The 10,511-nt window shown below is 28.7% G+C and carries 7 protein-coding genes; 6 read left to right on the top strand and 1 reads right to left on the bottom strand.

Features of this window, described 5'->3' with window-relative positions; all coding sequences use genetic code 4:
* Positions 1-24: 24 nt before the first annotated feature.
* Together R7X45_RS02990 and mnmE are read left to right on the top strand one after the other, a co-directional pair.
* Entirely contained in the window at positions 25-1,641 is a 1,617-nt protein-coding gene (locus tag R7X45_RS02990) for an ABC-F family ATP-binding cassette domain-containing protein (protein WP_318047625.1), read from the top strand.
* A gap of 51 nt (positions 1,642-1,692) precedes the next feature.
* Complete coding sequence (gene mnmE / locus R7X45_RS02995) at positions 1,693-3,021, top strand: tRNA uridine-5-carboxymethylaminomethyl(34) synthesis GTPase MnmE (protein WP_318055856.1); 1,329 nt, start codon at positions 1,693-1,695, stop codon at positions 3,019-3,021.
* A gap of 382 nt (positions 3,022-3,403) precedes the next feature.
* Here the strand turns inward: mnmE and R7X45_RS03000 are convergent, their stop codons facing one another.
* Complete coding sequence (locus tag R7X45_RS03000) at positions 3,404-5,341, bottom strand: AAA family ATPase (protein ID WP_318055857.1); 1,938 nt, start codon at positions 5,339-5,341, stop codon at positions 3,404-3,406.
* Positions 5,342-5,760: 419 nt separating this feature from the next.
* On the opposite strand from R7X45_RS03000, the gene R7X45_RS03005 reads away from it, so the two are divergent.
* The 4 genes from R7X45_RS03005 to R7X45_RS03020 all read left to right on the top strand — a co-directional run bounded on the left by R7X45_RS03005 (position 5,761) and on the right by R7X45_RS03020 (position 10,250).
* The gene (locus R7X45_RS03005) at positions 5,761-6,624 is read left to right on the top strand and encodes an ROK family protein (RefSeq protein ID WP_318055858.1); all 864 of its coding nucleotides are present in this window, start codon (positions 5,761-5,763) and stop codon (positions 6,622-6,624) included.
* Positions 6,625-6,765: 141 nt separating this feature from the next.
* On the top strand, positions 6,766-7,647 hold the full coding sequence (locus R7X45_RS03010; protein WP_313414517.1) for an N-acetylneuraminate lyase: 882 nt from the start codon (positions 6,766-6,768) through the stop codon (positions 7,645-7,647).
* A 49-nt stretch (positions 7,648-7,696) separates the two neighbouring features.
* The gene (locus R7X45_RS03015) at positions 7,697-9,541 is read left to right on the top strand and encodes a sodium:solute symporter family transporter (protein WP_318055859.1); all 1,845 of its coding nucleotides are present in this window, start codon (positions 7,697-7,699) and stop codon (positions 9,539-9,541) included.
* A gap of 10 nt (positions 9,542-9,551) precedes the next feature.
* The gene (locus R7X45_RS03020; protein ID WP_318055860.1) at positions 9,552-10,250 is read left to right on the top strand and encodes an N-acetylmannosamine-6-phosphate 2-epimerase; all 699 of its coding nucleotides are present in this window, start codon (positions 9,552-9,554) and stop codon (positions 10,248-10,250) included.
* The last annotated feature ends 261 nt before the right edge of the window (positions 10,251-10,511 follow it).

Consider the following 10,511-nt stretch of genomic DNA (forward strand, 5'->3'; position numbering starts at 1 on the left):
AATTATAATTTAAAGAGACTCAAAATGATTGAAATTAAGGATTTATCAAAAATTTTTGCCGATAAAGTTTTATTCCAAAATGTAAATTTAAAATTTACAGAAGGAAATACTTATGGAATTATCGGTGCTAACGGAGCTGGAAAATCAACTTTTTTAAAAATTTTAGCTGGTTTTATCGAACCATCATCAGGATCAATTCAAACATCACAAAATCAAAGAATTTCTGTTTTATCACAAAATCACTATGAATTTGATGATTTTATTGTTACTGATGTTGTAATAATGGGAAACCAAAAATTATTTCAAATTCAACAAGAAAAAGATCAAATTTACGCAAATCCGGATGCAACAGAAGCTGATTATAACCGTGCTGGCGAACTTGAAGAACAATTTGGGCTTTTAGGTGGCTGAAGCGCTGAAAATGATGCACAAATTTTACTTTCTGCACTTGAGATTCCTAAGGAATTTTGATACTCAAAAATGTCAGAGTTAAAATCTTCCTATAAAGTTAAAGTACTTTTGGCAAAAGCGCTTTTTGGAAACCCTGATATTTTGATAATGGATGAGCCAACTAACCACTTAGATTTTAAAGCTATTAAATGACTTGAAGAATTTTTAATTAATTATAAAAATATTGTTTTGGTTGTTAGCCATGATAGCGATTTTTTGGATCAAGTTTGCACTCATACCGTTGATATTGATTATGGTGAAGTTAAAATTTTTACTGGAAATTACAGTTTTTGAAAACAATCTTCTGAGTTATTAAGAGAACTTCAAAAAAATGCTAATGCAAAAAAAGAAGAGCAAATTGCAAAATTAGAAGCATTTATAGCAAAATTCTCTGCAAATGCTTCAAAATCTGCCCAGGCAACTTCGCGAAAAAAATCCCTTGAGAAAATTCAGCTCGAGGAAATTAAACCTTCATCACGAAAATACCCTTACATTCGCTTTAATGTTTTTCCAAGACCTGGAAAACAAATATTAAATGTTGAAAATTTAAGTTATAAAAATCCTGAAACTGGCGAATTTTTATTTAAAAATGTGTCTTTTACACTTTTACCAGGTCAAAAAATGGTAGTTTTTGTTGATGACGATTTAATAAAAACTAAATTACTTGACATTATTGCCGGAAAAGAAGCCCCAACTTCAGGGACAATCACTTGAGGTTCAACAATAAAATTTGATTATTTGCCAGCAAACACTGATGATTTTTTTAATTCAGATTTAGATTTAATCTCTTGAATTTCACAGTGGCCAATTTTTAACACACAAGATGAAAATAAAGACAATTCAACCCATAGAATGCGTGCTTTTTTAGGAAGGATGTTTTTTAGCGGCGACCAAGTTTTTAAAAAGGTCAATGTTACATCTGGTGGTGAAAAAGTTCGACTTATGTTTTCAAAAATGATGCTAAGTGAATCAAATTTTTTAATTTTTGACCAACCACTTAATCATCTTGATTCTGAATCAATTGATTCTTTCATTGAAGGTTTAAAACTTTATGATTCAGGAACGATTTTTACAACTTACAATCTTGCCTTAATAAAAGAAGTTGCAAATGCAATTTTGGATATTAAACAAGATTCAGCCGTGTTTTTTCAAGGTTCGCTGGCTGAATATGAGAAAAAAATAGGAATTTAGTCTATAAAAGTACTTTTTTTAACTTTTAAATTAAATTTAGGAATATATTAAATGGTTTTTGACACAATTTGTGCGATTGCTTCAGGAGCAATAAATCAAGCAATTTCGATTATTAGAATTTCAGGACCAAATGCCTTTAAGATCATGGAAAAAATTTTTACCGGGAAAATTGGTAATTCCATGGAAATAACTTTTGGCTGGATTCATGATAATCAAACTAAAATTGATCAAGTTTTAGTTCTATGATTTGCTGGAGATAAAAATTTTGTCGGCGAAGAAACTGTAGAAATAAACGCTCATGGCGGAGTTTTAAATACAAATTTAATTCTTGAAACTATTTTAAAAACTAAACTCGCTAGACTTGCAAATCCTGGAGAGTTCAGTTTACGTGCTTTTTTAAATGGAAAAATTGACTTAGTTAAAGCTCAAGCGATTAATGATTTAATTCATGCTCAAGTTAAATCACAACACAATGTTGCTCTTAAACAGTTTTCTGGGGCAAGTTCAAACTTTATTAAAAAATTAATTCAACAAATAGAAGAAATTATCGGGACTATTGAGGTAAATATTGATTATCCCGAATATGATGATGTTGAAATTCTAACAAATCAGATTCTTATTCCTAAAATTGATGAATTAATAAAAAATTTTAATGAATTAATAAAAATAGCCGATAATTCAAGACTAATTTATGAAGGAATAAGAACATCTTTAATCGGTGAACCCAATAGCGGCAAGTCTTCGCTTCTAAATGCTTTAATTGACGAAAATAAGGCGATAATAAGTGAAATTCCTGGCACAACTCGTGATATTGTTGAAGGTAATTTTGTGATCGACAATTTGCTTTTTAAAGTTTTTGATACTGCGGGAATTAGAAAAACTAAGCAAAAAATTGAGCAAATTGGAATTAATAAAACTTTTGAAAACATGGAGAAATCTGATTTAATTTTACATGTTATTGATGCAAGTCAAAAAAAATCTAAACATCTTGATTTAAGTGAAAAAATTAGCGAAAATCAAGTATATTTACAAGTATATAATAAATCTGACCTAATTGAAAATAAGGAAGAATTTGCTGATAAAATATTAATCAGTGCTAAAAACAAAGAAATTGATAGCTTAATTGAAAAAATTAAAACTATTTTTGCCTTTTTGGGAAAAGAAAATCAGTTTGTCGCTAATTCATTCCAAATTTCACAGATAGAATTGGCGAAAACAGCAATTATTGATGCTAAAAATAGTCTAGAATCTGGTTTTGGACCTGACATTGCAATTGTAGATTTGCGTAATGCTTGAAGAGAATTACAAACTATTTTTGGCAGAACAGACGATGAAAACTTGCTAGATTCAATTTTTTCACGGTTTTGTCTAGGAAAATAATAAAAATTTGCCACTTTAGCATGATCATATGACGGCATTTTATCTTTAATAATGAATAAATGTACACTAAATTCGATCACACGAGCAAATTTTTATGCTGATTTAAAGCCTTAAAATCATTCTTTTTTTAATATTTTGTGTAAAATCAAAGTTTGCGCATCAAAATAAGTCTTTTATATCGTGATATTTTAAGAAATTTTTTAACCTAAAAATCATTTCTTTATGAGTTTTTATCCAAACATTTTGTTTTTTAAATTCAACAGGGACTGGACCTAAAATACTATAAATATACCTTGCACTATCGAGTAAATTAAAATTAGCGCTGTTAGCAATTATAAATCCGATAGAAAATCTTATTTTGAAGATTTGTTTCTACGTTAATTTATAGCAAATTTTTGATTCAAATCAATAATTTGTTGATTCTCAATAGTTTTCATATGCTCCATGATCTTTTTTTGGCTTGATTTTGATTGAGATTTTTTTCTTTATACCGGCCTTTAGAGATTGTTTCTGCAAGTTTAACTCTAAAATTTTCTGGATTTTTGATTTTAATTTTGTACTTTTCATTTTTTTTAACATTCCACAATATACCTTCTTCCTTTTCTAAGGCTAGCATATATGAAGCGGTTTGTAAAAAATGAGCAGTTGTTAAATCGCTAACAAATTTAAGTTCATAAACTATATCATCCTTGATAACATCAGCTTTTCCGCTAACTTTCATTGTAAAATTATTTATGTTATTGTTAAATTCTAACAAGCAAGGTTCTTGAATTTTTTCGTTCCTACTAAGCTCCTCTGATAATCTTTTGTGCATTTGTTGAATAGCTTTATCATTGACAAAATTTCGTTGCGCTTGTTCAATATATCTTTCTTTGCCTGTTTGCAAATAACGATAAAATAGTATTAAATCGTTTAATGATTTTCTATTTTTAATATCAATAAAATCATTGTATTCGTCTCGTCGTGGTGATTCCTGGTTCTTATCATGGTAGTTTGGAATTAAATTTCAAATTTTCTTAACCATATAGTAGTTATTAAAATAATTTGCTTCAAGAAAAATCCCAATACATGGACTAAGATCGATAAACCCATCAAGGTTTTCTACCTCTATTACGGTTTTATCATCAATATGAATTTGTTCTACATCAAGCATTTGACGCATTTCGATTTTATCTTCATCATAATTATTTTGAAACATTGTTGACATTGAATATTTTTCTAGTCTATCTTTTTGAGGTTCACTAGATAGGGTTTTTATAAGAGTATCTTTGTCAAATATTTTATCTTCGTAATGGTCAGATGGCTTTAAGAATATGATTTTTTCTTTTCCTCTACTTGCCACTACACAAAATAGATTTCTTAAAATTTCATAATTACTAGCAATCTCTTTTAAACGTTTAAATCAATAACTTTCAGTAAAATCAAAAATAACACAAATAGGTCTTTTTAGCCATTTTGAGCTATCGAATGTTGTAAAAATAGCCGAATTTTTTTGGGGAAACAAATTTACATCTCTTTCTCTTGTAGAAACGTAAACGGTTTTTTTATCAAAAATAGCACTATAATTTTTTTCAAGATAATTTAGTACTTTTGACATTTGTCCATCATTTTCGCCTAAACATAAGATATCTGAAGGTTTTTGCTTAGATAAGAATTCCTTAATTTGGTCAAGCCCCATATATTCGACCTGGCAATTTTCATTAACCCCATTAATTGTTTTATTCCAAACTTTACTCAACATATTAGAATGATCTTTAGGCATTGTAAAAGAAATTGTTAATGAACATTTTTCATATGATACTAAAAATTTATCAATAAAATTCTCAACATCTAATTTAGTGTTATCATGAATTTTTTGTTTAATATCCCCGACAGCAACAATTTGGATGTTAGGATTTTGTGTTTTTATTCTTTCTAATAACAAGGATATTAGAAACCCAATATCTTGATATTCGTCAATTAATAAAACATCAAAGGTTCCAACAGATATATCATGGTCTAAAAATATTTTAATTGGATTCCCAGAAGAAGGATTAATACCTTGTTGGTCTAACATTGATTTTGCAAATTCATGATAATTTTCTACCGTAATTTTTTTCTTTTTAATCTTGTTTTTAAATTTTTCTTTAATCTTGTTTTTAGCTTCAATTTTTAATGGTCAATTGTAGGTTAAGTACAAAATTTTTTTATCAATAGGAAATTTGTCGCACAAAGCTTGAATTATTGTTGTTTTTCCACTCCCAATGCAACCATCAACTAGAACATTTTTGCCTTTTAATGCTGAATTAATCACTTTCTGTTGTTGCGGTGTTAGCTTCATAAATGTCAAATTAGTCCTGTTTTTCTATCCATAATTACTTTTTCATTTGGAAAATTCTAATAATGCCAATATACGTTTCTATTTTTCCCTAATTGATTTTAATTTTTTAGCTATTAAATCTTGTAAAACTGATTCGATAGTATTTTTAGTTTTTAATGAGTAAATTTTTATTATCTTTAAAACCTACAAGACAAATTTAATTAATTAAGCAATTAATAAATTATTTTATCATAAATCTTGATTTTTCGAATTAGCTTGGAATTACTACAATTTCAAAAAAATTTTAATACTAATTTATTAATATTCTAATTTATTTTTGCTTTTATAAGTTATAATTTTTTAAAGAAACAACCAAATTTATACTAGCAAGATTTAAAAAATGCTATAAAAACAAAGGTTATTTTAAAAAGAGAGGCAAAATGGACAAATTCATTCTTTTCGATATTGGCGGTACAAACATTAAAATGGGGATTATTGATAGTGACAATTTTTTTCACCAAACAAAAACTTTTAAAACCAATATCAGTTCAATTCTAGAGAATTTAGAGGAAATTATCAACTCAATTTTAGAAAAATCAGATTTTTCTAAAGACATAAAAGGAATCGCTATTGCTACAATGGGCGGGGTTGATGTTGAAAAAAAGAAAATTATTTTTGTAAATCATAAAACTTTGCCATATTTTGGTAGCGATTTTTCTATTTTAGAAAAAAAATTTAATTTACCTGTTGTTGTCGAAAATGACGCAAATGCCGCTGCAGTTTCAGAAAAATTTTATCACAAAGACCTAAAAAATTACGCAACAGTTACTTTAGGGACTGGCGTTGGAATTGGAATTGTCAAGGATGAATTAATTCGAGGTGAAAATTTTCTAGCTGGTGAATTTGGTTATCTAATTTATGAGGGTCAAAGACTTGACGACTGACTTTCTTTCAGTTTGCTTGATAAAGAAATTAGTAAACTTTATAATATTAGAATTTCTGAATATGAAAAGTTTGATAACTTATATAAAAACAACGCTGATTTTCAAAAAATGATCAATGACTATTTCCAAAAAGTTGTCGAATTTACTTATCAACTTGCAATTTTTCAAAATTTAGAAAAAATCTTTATTGGAGGCGGTTTTTCCTATATAAATAGGAAATACTTTTCAAAAATTCAGCAAAAATTCCTAAAAATGTTAGAGCAAACTCCTTATAAATGCGAGCTTTTGATCGCCGAATCCAAAAATAATGCCGGTATGCTCGGTGCTTTTTATCTTTTAAGGCAAAAATTTAATCTTTAATAGATAAATTAGCAGAAACTGACAAAAATAAAGAAAAATCCCGTTTTTGAAAAAAATACGGGTTTTTTTATATATAATTATTTTATATACAAAAAATAGGAAAATCAACATAAAAGATTTTTCTATAAGAAGGAGGCTAATATGGAAAAATATCATGGATTTTTCCCCGCTTTAATAAGTCCTTTTAATGAAAAAGGCGAACTAATGACTGAAAATCTTGAGCATATTCTTGATTTTTTAATTGATGTACAAAAAGTTGACGGTCTTTATGTCACTGGATCAACGGGCGAATTTTTGTTAATGTCTGTTGAAGAACGACAAAAAATTTATGAAATTGTAGCTAAAAAAGCAAAAAATAAGGTAACTTTAATTGCTCAGATTGGAAGTTTAAATCTTGAAGAAGCTATCCAACTAGGAAAAAAAGCTAAAGAACTTGGTTTTGATGCAATCAGTGCAATCACACCTTTTTATTATAATTTTTCCTTTGATGAAATCAAAAACTACTATGAGGAAATTGCAAAAAACGTTGATTTACCGATGTTTATTTATTACTTGCCTCAACTTGCAGGCTCAAAAATTAACATTGAACAATTTGGTAGCATCTTAAATCTTAAAAATGTCATTGGCTGCAAATTTGGGTCAAATGACATCTTTTTATTCGAAAGACTAATCAAAACTTATCCAGAAAAGATTTGAATGTACGCTTTTGATGAAGCTTTTGGACTCGCTTACCTTTTAGGAGCTCGCGGATTTATCGGTTCAACTTATAACACAAACGCAATCAAGGCAAGAAAAATTCTTGATTTGGCAAAAAAAGGTGATTTACTAGCTTTTAAAAACGAAATTCATGTTTATAATGACTATATTCAATCACTTTTGGAAGTTGGACTAATGCAAACAATCAAAGCAATTATGCAACTTTATGGTGTTGATGCTGGTTATAATCGCCTTCCATTTAAAAAAATTTGCCAAAAAACACTAAATCAAAAGGCACTTGAAATTAAAGAAAAATTTTTAGACTAGCTTCAACTTTTTCAAATTTTTAATTATAAAAAGTTGAGAAAGGGGAAATATGGAAGAAAATAAATCAAGTTTTTCAACAACGGATTGAATTATTTTAGCAATTTATATGCTTTCAATGCTATTGCTTGGACTGTTTTTTTGGTATCAGGAAAAAAACAATAAGCAAAAAAGCACTGATTCTTATTTAGTAGCCAAGTCAATTAAAGTGCCTTCAATTGTTATTGCTCTTTCAATTTGGGCTACCGGGCTTTCGTCCCTTACATTTTTAGGTCTGCCTGGACTTGCTTTTAAAACAGGATGAATGTGATCTGTCGGGCAAGTGGCAATAATTTTGATTAGTCCGGTTTTAATTAAATGAATTATCCCTTTTTATCGCCAAATTACTGCAAATACCGCCTATGCTTATCTCGAAAGTCGTTATAATTATTTAATTCGGGCTTTAAGTGGCGGTTTATTTGCTATTTTTCACATTTTTCGGATTGCAATTGTTCTGTATATTCCTGCACTGACTCTGTCACTTTTTGTTGATTTAAACATTTATTTAATCATCGGAATTATGGCGATAGTCGTAATTTTAAACACTTTTTTAGGTGGTTTTAAAGGTGTTTTGTGAACTGATGCAATTCAAGGTCTGGTTTTACTTTTAGGAATTATTTGCATTTTGATTTTTGGATTAGTGCAAACTGACTGAAGTAAAGGCGATATTTATCAGTCAATTTTTAATGCAGGTCAATGAAAAATAAGTGCTGCTAGTGGTGGTATGTTCCTTCTTTTTTTAGGAAAATATGTTGAGACTATTTTCTCTTATACAGCATCTCAAGACATTGTCCAAAGGTATAAAACCTCAAAATTCATTTCAGGAACTAATAAAACTATCTATATTAATGCAATTTTAACTTTAATTACTATTTTTGTGTTTTATGGCGTTGGTTCAATGTTATATAGTTACTTTAAGTCCCAAGGATTTGATGTTGATGCCAAAAATGCAATTGACCAAATTGTTGGTCGCCAAGGCGCGGCAAATAATCAACTTCTTTCATTTTTCATCATAAAAGTCTTACCGACCGGACTTTCTGGTTTGATTATTGCAGCAGTTTTTGCCGCAAGTCAATCAACAATTTCTTCTTCAATGAACTCGCTAGTTAATGTTATTGTTAGTGATTTTATTCAGCCAATCCGTAAATTCCGGAAAAAACCTCCTATAAAAGATCGAATAATGTTGATTATATCAAAAATTTTAATCACATTTTTCGGAATTCAAGGAATGTTAGTTGCTTTTCTTTTGACATATTCAGGACAAACTAATTTATTTGACCTTTTCCTTGCAATAGTTGGACTTTTTGGTGTGCCAATTGGTGCTGTTTATATGTTAGGAATTCTAACTCGAAGAACAAATTCTTTTGGCGCCGTTCTTGGAATTAGTATTGCTTTTATTACTGCTTTATTTTTATGAATCTTTACAAACAAAAGACTTGTTCCTGCACATTTAGTAATTCAATTTGCTAGCGAATATGTAGCGCTAATTTCCTTTTTCCTTACAATCATTTTTGGCTATGTCGGTTCAATAATTTATAATTTCTTTAGTAAAAAACAGAAAAACTTAACAAATTTAACAATTTGAACAAAAACACCTGAATTTGATCAGTTAATTGCATTAGAAAAACAAATTGCAAAAAATGATTCTAAGTTGCAAAAAGTTGCCAAAAAAGTTGCAAAAACCGTGCCAAATTTAATGCCAAAATGGCATCAAATTCTAATTTTTGGACATCCTAACTATAGAGAAAATGAGACAATACAAACAAATCAAGAATTTTCTCAAATCCAAAAAGTTCAAGACGAAAAATTAGAACAATATGAAAAAATAAAGGAAAAATTAGCAAAAATCGCTAATTAAAGGGTAAAAAATGCGTCTTTTAAAAAATAGTTTCATTGTCTCATGTCAAGCACTTGAAGATGAGCCGCTTTATGGGCCAAAAATAATGCAAAAAATGATGAAAGCTGCACTTTTAGGCGGGGCTGATGGTATTAGAACTTCGCAAATTGATAATGTCAAAGATTTTTTTGATCTAAACCAAAAAGTACCTTTAATTTCTTTAATTAAAAAAACTTACCCAAATTCAAGCGTTTTTATTACGCCGACATTGACAGAACTCAAAGAATTAATGCAATTTGATAACCAAATAATTGCAATTGATGCAACTCTTCGCAACAGGCCGGCCGAAAATCTTGATGAAATTGTTGATTATTTCCATAAAAATCGAAAAAAGAACCAATATTTACTTGCAGATTGTGCTGACTATGAAGATGTTGAAAATGCAATTAGATTAAAATTTGACTATGTCGCCCCAACCCTACGCGGTTATACAGAAACAACAAAAAACCATAATAATATTGAAAATAATTACGAATTTTTACGCTGAATGGTTGAAAAAATCCGTAATACCGGCATAGAAGTTGTCGCTGAAGGTGGTTTTAATGAGCCTCAAAATGTAATTGACGCTTTTAAAATTGGCGCCCATTCAGTCGTTGTTGGTTCAATGATAACTAGACCTTATGTTATCACTAAATTTTTTGTTGACAAAATTCGCAAAGAAATTAACTAAGAATTTACGACCTATTTAAAAATAAAAGCTTCTTGTTGATTAATTCAAGAAGCTTTTATTTTTAAAATTTTCATAAATTTTGCTGAGTTTGTCAGTTTGATGGCTAAAATTCACTTTTTAGTCAATATAAATATGCAAAAATACCCGTAAATACAGGTTTTTTTAACGCTAAAATCTTAATTTTTATTATTTTAAAATTAAGATTTTGCAAAAAAAAAAAAAAATGTTTGGTCAAAAATAAAATTATGTTATAATAAACAT

Source organism: Mesomycoplasma ovipneumoniae (assembly GCF_033343935.1).
GTDB lineage: Bacteria > Bacillota_I > Bacilli_A > Mycoplasmatales > Metamycoplasmataceae > Mesomycoplasma > Mesomycoplasma ovipneumoniae_G.